The following is a 14732-nucleotide window of genomic DNA, read 5'->3' on the forward strand; positions in this document are numbered from 1 at the left end:
GGAACCGGATGCCTGGAACCGACACGCTGGTGTCCATCGGACTGCCGGTGCGCAACGGCGCCGCGCGGCTGGAGGGGGTGATCCGGTCGGTGCTGGCGCAGGATCACCAGAACGTCGAGCTGGTGATCTGCGACAACGCCTCCACGGACGACACCGAGGAGCTCTGCCGGGACCTGGCGCGATCCGACAGCCGGATCACCTACCATCGCCAGCCGCGGAACGTGGGGCTGCTCAACAACTTCATCCACGCGGGACGGATCGCCCGTGGAACGTTCTTCCGCTGGGTCGGTGACGACGACGCGCTGGAGCCCAACTGCATCTCCCGGTGCCTGCAAGCCTTCGCCGAGGACGAGCGGCTCATTCTGGTCACCACCCAGGTGTCCTACACCGACCCCGACGGGACGACCAGCACCGGTGTTTATGAGGGCACGGGGCTGCTGTCGGACGACCCGGTCGACCGGTTCGCCGAGATGCTGCGCATGCTCAACGAGAGCCACCTGCTGATCGACCCCCTGTACGGCCTCATGCACAGGGCTTCCGTGATGACCATCCCCCGGCGCAACATGCTCCGCGAGGACGAGGTGTTCGCCACGAAGCTCGCGCTGGCCGGGCCGTGGGGCCATGTGCCCGAGGTGCTCGCCCACCGCCACTGGAAACACGAGCGCATCGGGGTGGTCGGCCGCCGCCTCGGCGTGCCCGCATGGCAGGCGCATTTCTCCTCGACCCTGCAGTACCTCGAAATCCTGCGCTGGCTGCGTGACGCCGACCTCACCGAGGGGCAACGCCGCCGCGCGCGTGCCGCCGCGCACCGGATGTACGCCCGCCGTCAGCGGCGGACCCTTTCCCACCGCAGCCGCAAACTCGTGCGGCTGGCCACCGGCCCGCTCCTGCCGGGCAGGGCCTCCGGGCGTTCCACGGCCGGACGCTGACCATGAACCACCGTGCGCGGACGAGCACATCAATCGTGAACAAGGAGGGCGTTCAGCATGACCACCGTCTTTTCCAACAGCGGGGTGGATGACGAGACCAGGCGTGGCCTTCTCTATGAGGGGAAGGTGTTCACCTACTCCGCGACGCCCTCTTCCAAGGAACTCGTCCACCTCGCCCAGGAGCTGATCGCCGAGGCGTTCGGCGGCCACGATCCGGAGACCGCCCAGTTCGACATGCCGGTCGAGGAGTTCGCGGCCCTGCTCGCCGAGCTCAAGCCCCGGTTCATCCATCACCCCCGGTGCAAGGAACTGCTGCCCGCCGTACTGGAGGATCTCGGCTGCTCGCTTGACCGGACCTATTTCGACGTCCCCCGGCTGCGCACCTCCACCTCCCACGACTACCTCACCTCCGGCATCTCCTACGCCTTCCACCCGCACCGTGACTGCTGGTACTCCGCGCCGTTCAACCAGCTCAACTGGTGGATCCCGATCTATCCGGTGGTGCCGGAGAACGTGATGGCCTTCCATCCCCGGTATTTCGACCACCCCGTGCGCAACGGCAGCGCGCGCTACGACTACGCCGAGTGGAACCGCACCAGCCGGCTCACCGCGGCCCAGCACGTGCGCAGCGACACCAGGGAACAGCCCCGGCCGGATGAGCCGGTGGAGCTCGAACCGCAGGTCCGGGTGGTGCCGGAGCCGGGCGGGGTAATGATCTTCTCGGGCGCGCAACTGCACTCGACGGTCCCCAACACCTCGGGCAGGACCCGCTTCAGCATCGACTTCCGTACGGTGCACATCGACGACGTGCGCGCTCGCCGGGGAGCGGTGAACGTGGACGCGGCGTGCACCGGGACGACCCTGCGCGACTTCGTGCGCTGCGTCGACCTCGACCCGATGCCAGAGGAGCTGGCGTTGGAGTACGAAGCCGAGGCGCTCGCCCGGGTGAACTGAGGCCCGAGGCTTTCACCCCGCCGTTTTCCCGGTCGTTCGCCGCTTACGGCGCGGGCCGTACCGCCGCGCGCAACCGTGACAACCTGGCCCGTGCCGCCACCCGCAGCACGGGCCAGCTGCGATGACGCTGGAACGGAAGTTCGAAGACCGCCGCGAACGACCGGGCCGCGAGCAGGGCCACCGGTACGGCCAGCGCGAGGGCGGCCGAGAACGCGGGCAGGCCGACGGGCACGCGTGGAGCGATGACCAACTGGTAGATCGCCACGACGATCGGGGCGTGGATCAGGTAGAGCGTGTAGGAGAAGGAACCCAGGCTCCGGATCGGTCGCAGGTCCAGCAGCCGCACCAGAACCGCCGGTCGTCCCGTCGCCACCCCTGCCAGCAGCAGGCCCACGGCGGGGCCGAGCGCGAGGTCGATCCAGAAGTAGTGCTCCACCGTCCAGACCGAGCCCCGCACGACGATCACCGCGAACACCGGGACGGCGGCGAGCAGGGCCAGCCAGTGCCAGGGCAGCCGCCGTACTCGCTCACCTGCGACGATGACGCCCGCGGCGACCACGCCCACCGCGAACAGCACGGCGAACTGGGGGGTCAGCCGCATCAGCATGCCGACCAGGTGCACGCCGGGCGCGAGCAGGCCGATCGCCGCCACGACCACGGTGACGACCCCGAGCATCACGACCGCGCCCGCCCTGCGCAGCACCAGTAGCAGGAGAGGGAAGACCAGATAGAGCTGGGCCTCGACGGCGATGGACCAGAAGGCCCCGTTGGGGCTCGGCGCGCCGAAGAGGTCCTGGAGCAGCAGGCCGTAGACGACGACCGACTTGGCCGTGGGGGCGCCCTCTCCCGGCTGGGGGACCAGGGCCCAGGCGATCGCCAGGCTGAAGGCCAGGGCGGCCCAGTAGGGCGGGAGGATGCGCCAGGCGCGGCGCTGGGCGAACCGGCGCATCCCACCCAGCCGCCATCCTGACCGGGCGGGGGAGACTGCCAGCGAGAAGCCCGACAGGACGATGAACACGACCACCGCGAAGTGCCCGTAGAGCAGCCAGCCGAGCCAGCCGGGACCGGTGTTGCCGGGGTAGCCCGGGAAGGACATCAGCCAGCAGTGATGCACCATGACGAACAGGGCGGCCACGCCGCGGATTCCGTCCAGCCCTCCCAGCCTGCCACGCTCCGCGGGCGCCCCGGCGCCGTCTCGCGTGCTCTCTTCGGAGGACTCCATCCGATCAATCCCCGTCTCGGGTCGGTGCGGGCCCTCATACTGCCCTCTTCGGCCTATCGACGGGTCTATCGTTGTATGGTCGCCAGACGTAACATCCCATGAGTGGATGCCGACCGGTTTGGTTTCCAACCTGACTGATGTAACGAGAAGCGTGCGCATCTCGATTGGTAACTGTATCGTCTCGGGGTTTGGTAGTGCCCCGCCACAAATAGGGGCGGAAACATATGGACTTCTGGAAGGCCATTTTTAGCCTCGCGAGGCGGAGACTCATTGGCCCTCCCTTGATCGTTCTCTCGCTCGTCGCCGCTGCCCTGGCCTTCTTCCTCGTGCCCACCTCCTACGTGTCCACCGCCTCCATGGTGCTGACCACTCCGGCGACCGGTGGAACGCTCTCAACCGACCCGACCAGGCCGATCGGGCTGACTAACCCCCTGCTGCAGTTCAGCGACGGCCTCCGGGTCACCGCCGGCATCCTCATCCTGTCCATGAACACCCCCGAGGTCGCGGCCGAGCTGGGGGTGGTGGAGAACGGTCCCACTCAGCTCACGATCAACGACGGCCGTACCAACCCGGACCTGCTGGGCATCAGTACGAACGGCCCGTTCATCTACGTGGAGGTCCGGAGCAGGTCCGCCGCCGCGGCCCAGGACGTGGTGCTCCGGGCCAAGCAGCGCATCCGCGATGAGCTGGGCAAACGTCAGCAGGCGCTCAGGGCTCCGCGCTCCACCTTCATATCGATCGTCGACGTGGTGCCCTCGTCCACTCCCGAGGCCAAGATGTCGGGCAAGCTGATGGCCGCGGGCGGGGCGATGTTCCTCGTGCTCTTCGTCGGCTTCGGCATCGCGTACGGCGTGACGCAGTACGGGCGAGCCGGCGGCGGACCATCCCATCCCCGGCCGGCGAGGAAGGGTTGGGCCGGGGAACCGGACCACGGTGGAGCGGTGGCGGACGAGCCGGTGATGACCGTCTATCCCGCAGTGGAGACGCGCGAGCCCGACGAAGGACCGTTCCAAGACGAACCCGTGCAGCTCGTCGTCGTGGTGGACGATGAGGAGGAGCGGTTCGCGCATCATGACGAGCAGGGTGCGGACACCATCGTGTTCATGCGCGCCGGAGGCCGAGACGACCACGAGAAATGAAGCGTGTGTCCCGGCGGTCGCGGATCGTTCGCAGCCACCATCCTTGCATGGGGTGATTCATCGTGATTTGCACTTCCCCGGGGCCATAAGTCCTTTTTTACGTAACACCGCGCCCGGATCCGGGCGATGACCGTCAGTGGGCCTCGGTCCGGTCACCCGTAGTTCGGTTCGGGGAGGAAGCGCATGGACTTCTGGGGAACAGTCCTCGTTCTGTTCCGGCGTTGGTACATCGTCATGCCGACGTTCGCGTTGTCCGTCGCCGCCGCGGCCGCGATCTACTCCACGATCCCCACCACCTACATATCCAGCGCCGTCCTCGTCCTGACGACACCGGCCACCGGCGGGAGCCTGCCGACCAACCCGAGGGTCCCCAACGGGCTGACCAACCCCATGCTGAACTTCGACCAGGGGCTGAACGTCTCCGCCTCGATCCTCATCACGGTGATGGGGACGCCGGACATGGCGGTGGAACTCGGCGCGGTGGAGGGGGGAGACACCTCCTTCAAGGTCACCAACGGTGGCAACAACCTGGAGTCGCTGGCCACGGGTCCGTATCTGTTCATCGAGGGTGAGAGCTCCTCGGCGCAGGGCGCCCGGGACATCGTGACGCGGGTCATCGAGCGGGCGAGGCTCGAACTGGTCAACCGCCAGCGGGCGGTGAAAGCCCCCCGTGCGACCTACATCACCACCTATGAGGCGGTGCCGCCGACGAACCCGGCCCCGCAGCGCGGCCGGAAGTGGCGCGCCGTCGCCGCGGCGGTGGGCGTCGGCGCGGTGGCGAGCCTGTGCGCCGCGTTCGCGGCCGAGAGCTTCTCCCGCGCCCGCAGGGCCCGGCGCCGTGCCGAGGCCCTGGAGCGCGGCGAGGCCCTGGACCGTGGCGAGGACGTGGAGGGGGCTGGGATCCCGGGCCGTGGCGGGGCCGCGGAGACGGGAAGGCCGCCGCTGGAGGGATCCTCTCTCAACGGCCGGTCACCGGCCGACGGCTCGGCTGTGAGGTACTGACACCCGTGACGACCGACCTCCCCCCGCCGCGCCGCCAGCGTGCCGACGGCGCGACCCTGGTCTGCTTCTTCGTCCTGGCCCTGATGATCGTCCCTGCCCGTCTGGTCTTCCGGGGACTGCCACTGTCGATCACCCCGGCCAACTTCCTCGCCCTCCTCGCCACCCTGTGCTGGCTGTGCGCGCACTTCACCCTGACGTTGGGGATGGCGAAGGGCCGTACGCCGGTGCGCACCGCGCTGTTCGTCTTCCTGACCGCGATGGTGGCCACTTTCGGCTACGCCACCTACGGTTACCTGCCGTCCGACGAGCTCAAGCTCGCCGACCACGCCCTGATCCTGCTGGTGGCCAACGCCGGGCTCGCGCTCATGGTGTGCGACGGGGTCCGCGGCGTCGAGCGCCTGGACTTCGTGCTCCAGACCGTCGTGGTGGCGGGGGCGATCATCGCGGTGATCGGGGCCTGCCAGTTCCTGCTGGACCTGGACCTCACCCGCTACCTGGAGCTGCCCGGCCTCCGCTACACCTCCGAGGACGGATTCATCGGCGCGAGGTCCGATTTCCGCCGGGTCGCCGCGACGACCGGCCATCCCATCGAGTTCGGCGTCGTGTGCGCGATGCTCCTCCCGATCGCCGTCCACTACGGGTTCCAGGCCCGCGAACGCGGGCAGGCCGCCCTGCGATGGTGGGTGTGCTCCGGCCTGATCGGGATGGGCCTGATGTTCTCGGTCTCCCGGTCGGCGGTGCTGAGCCTGGTGGGCGTCGGCGGCGTGATGTTTCTCGGCTGGCCCGCCCGGCGGCGGATCCAGGCGATCGTCGTCACGATTGTGTTCCTCGTCCTGATGAGGCTCACGGTCCCGGGGCTCATCAGCGCGTTCTACAACCTGTTCGCGAACGCCGGCACCGACGACAGCGTCCGCTACCGCACGCACGACTACGAAGTGGCCGCCTACGAGATCGCCAAGCACCTGTGGCTGGGGCGCGGAGCCGGCACCTGGTACGCCCCCAAACACCAGGTCTTCGACAACCAATACCTCCTGTCCTCGGTGGAGACCGGGTTGATCGGCATCGCGACGATCATCGCGATGTTCGCGTGCGGGATCTACTCCGCACTCCGGGCCCGTCATATGAGCACCGACCCCGGCACGCGCGATCTCGGTCTCACCCTCGCCGCCTGCCTCGTGGTCCCGCTGATCGGGGCGGCGACCTTCGACCTGCTGTCCTTCGCCACCATCACAGGCCTGTCGTTCCTCCTGATCGGAGCCGCCGGGTCACTGTTGCGCAGCACCATCGAGACGTCCGTACGGCAGTCGCGCGATTTCGGCGCCCTGCGGTGGCCCGCCCGCGTCAACGCGGCCAGAGAGCTGCTGCGCAGGCCCGGCGGGGTGCGCGGCTGACACCTTGGCCGGTTGGCCGGTTCGGACCCGGAGCAGACCGGAACAGACCGGTGCCCCGCGGGTTCACTCCCGCGGGGCACATCCATGGGGTCTGGCGTCCGTCCTGCCGGACCGCCGTCAACCGTTGCAGTTCAGGGGGCCGACGGTGGAGGTGATGCGGTAGTCGTCGTCGATGGTCACCAGGGAGTTGTCGGCCCATTTGATCTTGGCGCAGTCGGCCTCCACCGGTCCGTAAACCCAGGACTTGTTGACGAGTTTGTTGCCGCGCATGATCAGCTCTCCGCGTCCGTTCCTGAGCTGGATGCTGTAGGTGCCGCCCATGACCAGGTTGTTGGTGATGGTGGCGTCGACGATTTGCTTGTCGACGAGGAAGATCGGTGCGGTGATGTCGGTGGCGTGGCGCTGGTCGATGGTGTTGTGGTCGATGATCAGGCCTTTGCCGGTGTTGTAGGTCTGGATGCCGTCGGAGTGGTCGCCGGGGTTGGAGCACAGGTTGACGTAGGAGTCGCGGATGACGATGTTGTCGCCGGAGGCGCGGAAGCCGTCGCCGTGGCCGCGGATGTGCACGCGCAGGGCGGTGTATTTGTCCTGACCGATCCCGGGCAGCGTCTGGCAGCCCTTGGCCGGGCCGACGGTCGAGTCGGTGATCGTGAACCGGTAGGTCCTCGGACCGTCGGCGTTGATGACGCGCCCGTCGATCTGGCTGTTCTTGATGAGCACATCGTCCGCGTGAACGAGCAGGTCACCGGTGATGTGCACGCCGTTCAGCACGGTTCCCGGCGTGCTGACCCGGTAGGCCGCACCGTCTTCGTTGAGGGTCTTCGCCGTCAGCTTCGTGCCGGGCGGCACGCCGGTGCACGCCGGGGTCGGGTAACCCGCGCAACCACCGCCACCCGGGTCGGAGGTCAGCGTCGGCTCCGGCGACAGCGAGGGCCTGGGCGTGCTGCTCCTGGTGGCGGTCGGGGTGGGATCGGCCGTCCTGCTCGGGCTCGGCGTCTTGCTCGGGGTTGGGCTGGCCGAAGTGGTGGGAACGGAGCTCGGGGTCGGGGTCTTGGTGGGGCGCGGTGTCCTGCTCGGGCTCGGGGTCTCGCTGGGGCTCGGGGTCTCGGTCGGCTCCGCGCTGGCCGACGTGCTGGGGCCGGGGGTGCCGGTCCTGCCCGGGCTCGGCGTTCTGCTCGGGGTCTCGGTCGGATCCGGGCCGGTCGAGGTGGTCGAAGTGGAGCTTGGGCGCGGCGTCTCGTCCGGGTCTGGATCGATCGAGATGCTGGGGCCGGGGGTGCCGGTCCTGCTCGGGCTCGGCTTCTCGCTCGGGATCGGTGTCTCGTCCGGGTCCGGTATCACCGACGGTTCGGGCGACTTCGTGGTCCCCGGCGGGACGTGGTGACGCCAGCGGAAGATGACGTCGACCCAGTAGTTGTAGCCCTTGGGGTTCGACTGCCGGGGGAAGGCGCTGTCGCCGTACCCGAACACCCCCGCGTTGCGGGGCGCCATGGTCAGTGGGCCGGAGCGGGCGGGGCCGAAGCCCTTGGTGCCCACGTAGGTGCCGTTCGTGCTGTGGTAGGAGACCGTGTAGATCTGCTTGGCGTTGAGACGGACGGGCGAGGCGAAACGCGCCTCCTGCCAGCCGGAGGGGCTCTCTCCGGCGAACGTGACGCGTGCCAGCCGATGCCCACTCGCGTCCCAGAGGCTTCCGGCGTGCCTGCCCCTGTCGCCCTGGGCTTTGTAGAACCGTACTCCTGTCACCCAGCCGCTCTGCGCGGCGGTGAAACGCATGCCCAGCTCGACGGGCGCGCGGTCGGAGTGCTGCGTGGCCTTCACCCCGGTGCCCTTCGACCAGAAGCTCGTTTCCTTCGGCTTCCGGGGCTGGGGGGTGGGCGCGGGCTGGGCCGCGGCCGCCTGCTTCACGGCGACGTCATCGCGGGTGATGATCCAGATGGCCGGGACGGTCGTCGCCGTGACGGCCACGACCAGGGCCGCCACCACGGCCGGTCGCACCCGGCGGCGAGGAGGTAATCCGCCCTCGCTGTTTCCGCCCCGGCGTGGGGAGCGTGTACTGGACATTTCTCTGACCTCCGCGCCGATTTGCGGTCGGCTCGACAATGTGTCCGTTTAGTCCTCGCGCAGAGGCCATTGTTGCGACTGAGGTCATAGATACGCATCAGTTTCGCGAGTATTCGCCTATAAGTGTTATTAATTAACGATTGTCCGGCTATGGCGACACGTGGCATTTTGATCATGAAGACGCGTCACCCGATACGCCGGTAACGAGAAAGATCAGCCTACGCAGTTCAGGGGACCGACGGTGGAGGTGACGCGGTAGTCGTCGTCGATGGTCACCAGGGAGTTGTCGGCCCAGTCGATGGCCTTGCATTGGGAATCGACCGGTCCGTAAACCCAGGATTTGTTGACGAGTTTGTTGCCGCGCATGACCAGTTTTCCGCGTCCGTTCCTGAGCTGGATGCTGTAGGTGCCGCCCATGACCAGGTTGTTGGTGATGGTGGCGTCGACGATTTGCTTGTCGACGAGGAAGATCGGTGCGGTGATGTCGGTGGCGTGGCGCTGGTCGATGGTGTTGTGGTCGATGATCAGGCCTTTGCCGGTGTTGTAGGTCTGGATGCCGTCGGAGTGGTCGCCGGGGTTGGAGCACAGGTTGACGTAGGAGTCGCGGATGACGATGTTGTCGCCGGAGGCGCGGAAGCCGTCACCGTGGCCGCGGATGTGCACGCGCAGCGCGGTGTATTTGTCCTGACCGATTCCCGGCAGCGTCTGACAGCCCTTGGCCGGGCCGACGGTCGAGTCCGTGATCGTGAACCGGTAGGTCCTCGGACCGTTGGCATTGATGACCAGGCCGTCGATCTGGCTGTTCTTCACCGTGACGTCGTCGGCGTCGATCACCAGGTCACCGGCGATGTGCACGCCGTCCAGCACGGTTCCCGGAGTCCTGACCCGGTAGGCCGCACCGCCGTCGTTGAGGGTCTTCGCCGTCAGCTTCGTGCCGGGCGGCACGCCGGTGCACGCCGGGGTCGGATGCCCCGGACAGCGGCGGACGGCACCGGTCGGCGCCTTGGCGGTGGGTCTGTCCGCTGGAGTCTCCGCCGGTGAGGAGGTGCACCCTGCCAGGAACGTCAGGATGACCGCCGAGGCGGCAGCGAGCAGACGGACCCATCGCATCGTCGTTCACTCCCCGATAGTGGTGTTCGGGCCACAGAGCCGATCTCGCAATTGTGCCCACGACCCCGCGGAAAGATCCCTGTCGCTGATCGCGGAGACCGGCAGCGGCCAGTGGATCCGGAGCTCGGGATCGTCGTAGCGGACGGACAGGTCCTCGGACGGATCGTGCTCCCGGTCGATGCGGTAGCAGACGTCGGTCTGCTCGGTCAGTGCCTGGAAGCCGTGCAGCAGCCCGGGGGGCACGTAGAGCGTGGCGAACGTCTCGTCGTCGAGCAGCACGGAGACCTGCTCACCGAAGGTGGGCGAGTGCGGGCGGGCGTCGACCAGCACGTCGTGCACCGCTCCGCGCGCGCAGCGCACCAGTTTGGCCTCGCCCCGTCCGGAGCGGCCGTGCATCCCGCGGATCGTCCCCCGCCGGGAGCGGGACTGGCTGTCCTGCACGAAGGCCGCGGGATCCAGCCCGAACCTCTCCGCGGTGAGCTTGTCGAAGGTCCTGGTGAACAGCCCCCGGTCGTCACGGTGCGGCGTCGGAACGAATAACAACGCCCCGTCGATTCCCATTCGTTCTACTCTCATCACGTCAACCTTTCCAAGGGCGATCGGGAGGCGTTCCGGTGGACGACGCTGGGAACGAGGACGTTACGCCACGGCTCGGACGAGCCGGTGAACGGCAGCCGATCGTCAGCATCGTGGTGCCGGCGCACAACGAGGAGGCGGTCGTCGCGAGCGGCCTGCGCCGGCTGCTCGACGGGACGGCGCCCGGCGAGTTCGACGTGGTGGTGGTCGCGAACGCGTGCTCCGACCGTACGGCGGAGGCCGCCAGGCAGGCCGGCGTGCGCGTCGTGGAGACGCCGGTGCCGGGCAAGGCCAACGCGCTGCGGCTCGGCGACGAGACCTGCGAGGTCTTCCCCCGCGTGTATCTGGACGCCGACGTCGAGCTGGACGCGGAGTCGGTGCGCGCGCTCGTCCGCGCCGCCGGGCGGCCCGGCGTGCTGGCCTGTGCCCCGGTTCCGGTGTGGGATCTGGACGGTGTCGGCTGGATCGCGCGCCGCATGCACAGGGTGCACGACCATCTGATCGCGCCGTTTCGGGGGCTGGCCGGAGTGGGGGTCTACGTTCTCACCGCGCAGGGACACGCCCGGGTCTTCCCCCTGCCGGACGTCATCTCCGACGACGGCTGGGTGCACGGCAGCTTCGCGCCTCACGAGCGCGCGGTGGTGCCCGAGGCCCGATCGCTGGTGCGCCCGGCCAGGACCGTTTCGGCGCACCTGAAACGACGGGTGAGGGTACGGCTGGGCAACCGGCAGCTCGCCGTGCTGGGACGGTCGGCGGCCGAGGGGCGCCTGCGGCTGAGCTCCCTGGGCGCTCTCGTGAAGAGACGGAAGGTGAGCCCGTTCGACGCGGGCTGCTACCTCGCCGTCCTGCTCATGGACCGGACACTGACCCGGGTGCGTGCCTCGCGCGGCGGTGAGGTCCAGTGGGGCACGGACGCCGGCAGCCGGGCCGAGGCGCGCGGGTAGCCCGCGCGCGCCCGCCGTACCGTCCGCTCGGGTGGTGCGATCCCCGTGGCCGGTGCGGTCAGGCACCGGCCCGCTCGGTGATCGCATACACCCGGATCGAGCCGAACGGGCTGTCCTGGGGGGTTCTGCGTCTCTGCGACACCGTGCGCAGGTGGTGGAAGCGGCCGGTGCTCAGGAGGAACTCCTCCTCGACCGGGTTGAAGTAGATCACCGTGACCGGGCGCGGGTTCCGGTCCACGGTCGCGATCAGTCTCTTGATCACAGTCGTGAAGATCTCGCCCCTGAAGGGGTTGTTGAGGAACACCACGGTGACGTCGTCGGGAATCTCGTATTCGAGCACATCCGACCGGACGAGGTCGATGTCCTTGCAGCGCAGGCGGAGGCGGGTGCCGGTGATGTTCTTCCGGGCGATGTCGGTGAGCCGCTCGGACAGTTCGACACCGATCACCTTTTTGAACGGGTACTGGGACGCGGCCTCCAGGACCATCCGTCCCATGCCGGAGCCGAGGTCGATGAACACGTCGTGCTCGCCGACATCGCGCCGCGGCAGCGTGCGCCGCAGGGTCCGCCAGTTCGCCGCCGAGTAGTAGACCCGCTCCTCGTGGACCAGCCCCAGCTCGTCGAGGCTCACGACCTCCGCGGTCCGCACTCCGTACCGGCGCTCGAACAGCAACTGGCCGGTGGTACGGCGCAGCCACTTGTAGGAGCGCCGAAGCCCCTCCAGCAGTCCGCCCACGACCGCCGCGCCCATGTCGGCGGCGCTTTCCATGAAGGGGGTGATCTCCGCGGTGGCCACGCTTTCGAGAAGCACGCTCATGGTGCTTTTTCCTTTCTTGCCCGGGATAAGCCTGGATCAGGAACAGGCGGCCTCGTAGGCGGCCAGGAGCGCGCTCCTGGAGTGCTCCCAGGACAACGGGCCGCTGACGCGGGCCTTGCCGATTTCGCCCATCCGGCGGCGCTCCTCCGGATCGTCGAGCAGGCGGGCGATCAGCTTGGCGAACTCCGGCTCGTCGTTGGCGGGGGCGTAGACGGCGGCATCCCCGGCCGAGACCTTCGCCTCGCGCAGGTCGAAGGAGACGATCGGGCGGGCCATTGCCATGTACTCCATGATCTTGTTCATGGTGGACACGTCGTTGAGAGGGTTGAGCGGGTCCGGCGACAGGCAGACATCGGCCGCGGACAGGTAGCGCAGCAGGTCTTCGTCGGGGACGCGGCCGGTGAACTCGACGCACTCGGAGAGGCCCAGCTTGCGGGAGAGGGCGACCATGTCCTCGAAGGTGTCTCCGGAGCCGAGGAACACCGCGTGCCAGTCCGTACGGCCCAGGTCGTCGCGGAGTCTGGCCAGCGACCGCAGCGCGTAGTCCACGCCGTCCTGCGGGCCCATCACGCCCAGATAGCACAGCAGGTGCGCCTTCCCGCGCTTGAGCGGCTCCTCGACGGGAACCTGGTGGAACCGCTCGACCACGGGTGCGCTGCGCACCACGAACACGTCTTCGGGTTTCTTGCCGCCCCTGGCGATCGCGACCTCGCGGTAGCTCTCGTTGGTCGCGATGACCACGTCGGCCGCCCGGTAGGTGAGCTGCTCGAGCCGGCACACGGCGCGGTAGAGGAAGTCCTCGCCGCGGTCGAAGCGCGACAGGTAGAGCTCGGGGACCAGGTCGTGCTGGTCGAACACGAACCGCGCGCCGCGCCGCTTGAGCATCCTCGCCACGAGGAACAGCAGGTCCGGTGGGTTGCAGGCGTGCACCACGTCCACCGGTCCGATCCGTCGCGCCAGCCGGAAGGTGTGCCACAGCGCCGTGCCGTACTCCTGCAGGTAGCCGAGCGGGCCGCCGGTCGCCGCCCGTAGCGGGTAGCGGTGGATCTTCACTCCGTCTATCTCGACGTACGGCTCGGTGTCCCGCTTGGTGCCACGGGGACAGATGACGTGCACGTCCCAACCGGCGTCGCGCAGCGTGGTGCTCTCCTGCCACACCCGCCGGTCGAACGGTACGGAGAGGTTCTCGACGAGGATGAGTGCTTTACCAGCCAAGGCCCACGTATCCAGGATGTGCCCGGCGCACCTCGGCGTCGGGAAGGCGGACGAGATCGATGATCGTGCGGCTCCCCGCGCGGTCGAGCGCGCTCAGTACGGCGGGGTCCTTGCAACCTATGACGCAGACGTCGGCGTGCGAGAGCACATCGTCGGCGGAATTGGTCAGCAGGTCGCCCAGGTGCGGCAGCCTGCTCTCGATGTAGTCGCGGTTGGCCCCCATCAGGCGGGAAAGTGAGACGTTGGCGTCGTAGATGCGCAGGTCGTAGCCCTTGCCGAGGAGGCGTTCGGCCAGCTCGACCAGCGGGCTCTCCCGCAGGTCGTCGGTGCCGGGCTTGAACGACAGCCCGAACAGCCCGACGCGGCGGCTGCCGGCCCCGGCCACCAGCTCGAAGGCGCGGCGCAGATGGTCTTCGTTGGACGGCAGGACGTGCGACAGCAGCGGCACCGAGACGTCGGCCCGCCGGGCCGCGTAGACCAGGCCCCTGAGGTCCTTGGGCAGGCACGAGCCGCCGAAGGCGAAACCCGGTCGCAGGTAGGCGGGGCTGATGTTGAGCTTGCGGTCGGCGAGGAAGACGTCCATGACCTGGTGCGAGTCCAGCCCGAGCGCCTGGCAGATCGCGCCGATCTCGTTGGCGAAGCTGATCTTCAAGCCGTGGAAGGCGTTGTCGGCGTATTTGGTCATCTCGGCCACCGCCATGGGCACCCGGAAGATCTCCCCCGGGAGACCCTCGTAGAGCGCCGCGACCGCGTCACCGCTCGCGCGGTCGAACTCGCCGATGACGGTCTTGGGCGGCTCGAAGAAGTCACGCACGCTCGTTCCCTCGCGGAGGAACTCCGGGTTGACCGCCACGCCGAAGCCGGTTCCGGCCTCCAGGCCGGATGCCCGTTCCAGGATCGGGATGAGCAGGTCGGCGCAGGTGCCGGGCAGCATGGTGCTGCGGAAGACGATCGTGTGCCGATCGGGCTTGCCGGCCAGTGCCGAGCCGATCTGCTCGGCCACCCGCTCCAGGTAGGTGGTGGAAAGGCTGCCGTTCGGGGCGGACGGCGTGCCCACGCAGATCAGCGAGATCTCCGTCGCGCCGATCGCCTCGGCGACGTCGGTGGTGGCCCGCAACGCGCCGGTCCGCACGACCTCGGAGGTCAGCTCGCCGATCCGCTCCTCGACGACCGGCGCCTGGCCGCGGGAGATGAGCTCGACCTTCAGGGGATTGACGTCGACACCGATCACTTCGTGTCCGCCGGCGGCGAGACAGGCCGCGGAGACGCAACCGACATAGCCGAGCCCGAACACGCTGATTTTCATTGGGTACTGCCTCCATCGGTGTCACTTGCCGGTTCGCTGCAGGAGGGAGGCGTTTTTCAAGCCTCG

At 68.5% G+C, this 14732-nt stretch carries 13 protein-coding genes; 6 read left to right on the forward strand and 7 right to left on the reverse strand.

What is annotated here, in order from left to right; translation table 11 throughout:
• The first annotated feature begins 8 nt into the window (after window positions 1–8).
• Together ACFY2X_RS30465 and ACFY2X_RS30470 are read left to right on the forward strand one after the other, a co-directional pair.
• Window positions 9–929 carry a glycosyltransferase family 2 protein gene (locus ACFY2X_RS30465; protein ID WP_389944810.1) on the forward strand — a complete coding sequence of 307 codons (921 nt, stop codon included), beginning with the start codon at window positions 9–11 and terminating at the stop codon, window positions 927–929.
• A 57-nt stretch (window positions 930–986) separates the two neighbouring features.
• The gene (locus ACFY2X_RS30470) at window positions 987–1883 is read left to right on the forward strand and encodes a hypothetical protein (protein WP_389944813.1); all 897 of its coding nucleotides are present in this window, start codon (window positions 987–989) and stop codon (window positions 1881–1883) included.
• A gap of 43 nt (window positions 1884–1926) precedes the next feature.
• Here the strand turns inward: ACFY2X_RS30470 and ACFY2X_RS30475 are convergent, their stop codons facing one another.
• Window positions 1927–3105 (reverse strand): acyltransferase family protein, encoded by a 1179-nt coding sequence (locus tag ACFY2X_RS30475; protein ID WP_389944816.1) that lies wholly within the window; start codon window positions 3103–3105, stop codon window positions 1927–1929.
• Between the two features lie 281 nt (window positions 3106–3386).
• On the opposite strand from ACFY2X_RS30475, the gene ACFY2X_RS30480 reads away from it, so the two are divergent.
• The 3 genes from ACFY2X_RS30480 to ACFY2X_RS30490 all read left to right on the forward strand — a co-directional run bounded on the left by ACFY2X_RS30480 (window position 3387) and on the right by ACFY2X_RS30490 (window position 6637).
• Window positions 3387–4244, forward strand: a complete 858-nt coding sequence (locus tag ACFY2X_RS30480) for a hypothetical protein (protein WP_389944819.1) — start codon at window positions 3387–3389, stop codon at window positions 4242–4244.
• 183 nt (window positions 4245–4427) lie between these two features.
• Window positions 4428–5246 carry a hypothetical protein gene (locus tag ACFY2X_RS30485; RefSeq protein ID WP_389944822.1) on the forward strand — a complete coding sequence of 273 codons (819 nt, stop codon included), beginning with the start codon at window positions 4428–4430 and terminating at the stop codon, window positions 5244–5246.
• A gap of 5 nt (window positions 5247–5251) precedes the next feature.
• The gene (locus ACFY2X_RS30490; RefSeq protein WP_389944825.1) at window positions 5252–6637 is read left to right on the forward strand and encodes an O-antigen ligase family protein; all 1386 of its coding nucleotides are present in this window, start codon (window positions 5252–5254) and stop codon (window positions 6635–6637) included.
• Window positions 6638–6754: 117 nt separating this feature from the next.
• Here the strand turns inward: ACFY2X_RS30490 and ACFY2X_RS30495 are convergent, their stop codons facing one another.
• From ACFY2X_RS30495 to ACFY2X_RS30505, 3 genes are all read right to left on the reverse strand, one after another.
• Entirely contained in the window at window positions 6755–8698 is a 1944-nt protein-coding gene (locus ACFY2X_RS30495) for a DUF4082 domain-containing protein (protein ID WP_389944827.1), read from the reverse strand.
• Window positions 8699–8911: 213 nt separating this feature from the next.
• A complete protein-coding gene (locus tag ACFY2X_RS30500) occupies window positions 8912–9808 on the reverse strand; it encodes a hypothetical protein (protein ID WP_389944830.1) in 897 nt (298 codons plus the stop codon).
• A gap of 6 nt (window positions 9809–9814) precedes the next feature.
• Window positions 9815–10384, reverse strand: a complete 570-nt coding sequence (locus ACFY2X_RS30505; protein ID WP_389944833.1) for a dTDP-4-dehydrorhamnose 3,5-epimerase family protein — start codon at window positions 10382–10384, stop codon at window positions 9815–9817.
• 38 nt (window positions 10385–10422) lie between these two features.
• Between ACFY2X_RS30505 and ACFY2X_RS30510 the strand changes: the two genes are divergently transcribed.
• Window positions 10423–11328, forward strand: coding sequence for a glycosyltransferase (locus ACFY2X_RS30510; protein WP_389944836.1), 906 nt, complete (start codon window positions 10423–10425; stop codon window positions 11326–11328).
• A 58-nt stretch (window positions 11329–11386) separates the two neighbouring features.
• Here ACFY2X_RS30510 and ACFY2X_RS30515 read toward each other — a convergent pair whose 3' ends face one another.
• From ACFY2X_RS30515 to ACFY2X_RS30525, 3 genes are read right to left on the reverse strand one after another with little or no spacing between them, the layout of a single operon-like run.
• The gene (locus ACFY2X_RS30515) at window positions 11387–12145 is read right to left on the reverse strand and encodes a methyltransferase domain-containing protein (protein ID WP_389944839.1); all 759 of its coding nucleotides are present in this window, start codon (window positions 12143–12145) and stop codon (window positions 11387–11389) included.
• A gap of 36 nt (window positions 12146–12181) precedes the next feature.
• Window positions 12182–13360 (reverse strand): glycosyltransferase family 4 protein, encoded by a 1179-nt coding sequence (locus ACFY2X_RS30520; protein ID WP_389944842.1) that lies wholly within the window; start codon window positions 13358–13360, stop codon window positions 12182–12184.
• Window positions 13350–14666, reverse strand: a complete 1317-nt coding sequence (locus ACFY2X_RS30525) for a nucleotide sugar dehydrogenase (protein ID WP_389944845.1) — start codon at window positions 14664–14666, stop codon at window positions 13350–13352. The genes ACFY2X_RS30520 and ACFY2X_RS30525 overlap by 11 nt, the downstream gene beginning before the upstream one ends.
• Between the last annotated feature and the right edge of the window lie 66 nt (window positions 14667–14732).

Source organism: Streptosporangium sp. NPDC000396, from assembly GCF_042898655.1.
In the GTDB taxonomy this organism is placed as follows: Bacteria; Actinomycetota; Actinomycetes; order Streptosporangiales; family Streptosporangiaceae; genus Streptosporangium.

Coding starts and splice junctions, on each gene's coding strand:
- ACFY2X_RS30485 (WP_389944822.1), top strand. CDS start 4,428: ATGGACTTCTGGGGAACAGTCCTCGTTCTGTTCCGGCGTTGGTACATC.
- ACFY2X_RS30475 (WP_389944816.1), bottom strand. CDS start 3,105: ATGGAGTCCTCCGAAGAGAGCACGCGAGACGGCGCCGGGGCGCCCGCG.
- ACFY2X_RS30515 (WP_389944839.1), bottom strand. CDS start 12,145: ATGAGCGTGCTTCTCGAAAGCGTGGCCACCGCGGAGATCACCCCCTTC.
- ACFY2X_RS30495 (WP_389944827.1), bottom strand. CDS start 8,698: ATGTCCAGTACACGCTCCCCACGCCGGGGCGGAAACAGCGAGGGCGGA.
- ACFY2X_RS30465 (WP_389944810.1), top strand. CDS start 9: ATGCCTGGAACCGACACGCTGGTGTCCATCGGACTGCCGGTGCGCAAC.
- ACFY2X_RS30505 (WP_389944833.1), bottom strand. CDS start 10,384: ATGAGAGTAGAACGAATGGGAATCGACGGGGCGTTGTTATTCGTTCCG.
- ACFY2X_RS30500 (WP_389944830.1), bottom strand. CDS start 9,808: ATGCGATGGGTCCGTCTGCTCGCTGCCGCCTCGGCGGTCATCCTGACG.
- ACFY2X_RS30525 (WP_389944845.1), bottom strand. CDS start 14,666: ATGAAAATCAGCGTGTTCGGGCTCGGCTATGTCGGTTGCGTCTCCGCG.
- ACFY2X_RS30470 (WP_389944813.1), top strand. CDS start 987: ATGACCACCGTCTTTTCCAACAGCGGGGTGGATGACGAGACCAGGCGT.